The sequence below is a fragment of the Pontibacter vulgaris genome, assembly GCF_022758145.1.
GTDB classification, from domain to species: Bacteria; Bacteroidota; Bacteroidia; order Cytophagales; family Hymenobacteraceae; genus Pontibacter; species Pontibacter vulgaris.
The window spans coordinates 1-875 of the sequence record NZ_JAJVDH010000026.1; the positions used below are offsets into that span (position 1 = coordinate 1).

The following is an 875-nucleotide window of genomic DNA, read 5'->3' on the forward strand; positions in this document are numbered from 1 at the left end:
GGTACGTGTCGGTGGTCGCATCGAGAGGCTGTATACAAAGTATAACTACCAGTATGTACGGAAGGGAGAGAAGCTGATGGAACTCTACAGCCCGGAACTGAACACGTTTATAGAGGAGTTTTTATTCGTCAGCCGTCAAAGCAAAGATCAGGTGCTCCTCGATAAGGCAAGGCAGAAATTGAGGCTCCTGGGATTGACAGAGGCTCAGATAAATCAGTTTACCCGCAGTGGCCAGGCACCTTTTACTGTTACCATTTACAGTCCCTACGAAGGATACGTGTTGTTTAGCCCCTCGGGCTCTGGAGGTGGTATGGGCGCCGGAGCAGGTACAGAAAGCGGGGGTATGGGGGAAATGGGCGCAGCAGGCCGCTCCACCAGCATCCCTGGATCCGTCTTACCCGATAACAGCATAAGAGAGGGGATGTATGTCACTAAAGACCAGACGGTATTCTGGGTAAACGACTTCCTGGAAGCCTGGGGCATTGTCGCTTTCACCAGCGAAGCAGGGGCCGTTCTTGAACCGGGGCGGGAGACCGTGGTTACAAGCGAGCTGTTCCCAGAGAAGCCTATTCCTGCGGTTATCGGCATGGTGGAGCCGGTGTACTCCAGCGGACAAAAATTTACGCAGGTGCGCCTCTACCTGCCCAACCCCAACCGCCAGTTGAAGCAGAACTCTTTGCTCACGGCAAAAGCCTCTGTTCACAGGACGTCGCCTGTGGTGCCGGCTACTAGTGTCTATTACGTGGGCAGAACAGCCATTGTATGGGTAAGGAGAGGAGTGACAGGTACCGGCAGCAGCATTTTTCAGGCAAGGGCTGTCCGTGTCGGGCACCGTGATAAAAAAATGGTTGAGATAACCGAAGGCCTGAAGGCAC

At 53.9% G+C, this 875-nt stretch carries 1 pseudogene; it reads left to right on the forward strand.

Annotated features, from left to right (window positions below):
* Nucleotides 1-28 precede the first annotated feature (28 nt).
* A pseudogene (locus LWP20_RS18150) lies at nt 29-875 on the forward strand (efflux RND transporter periplasmic adaptor subunit); the annotation flags it as partial.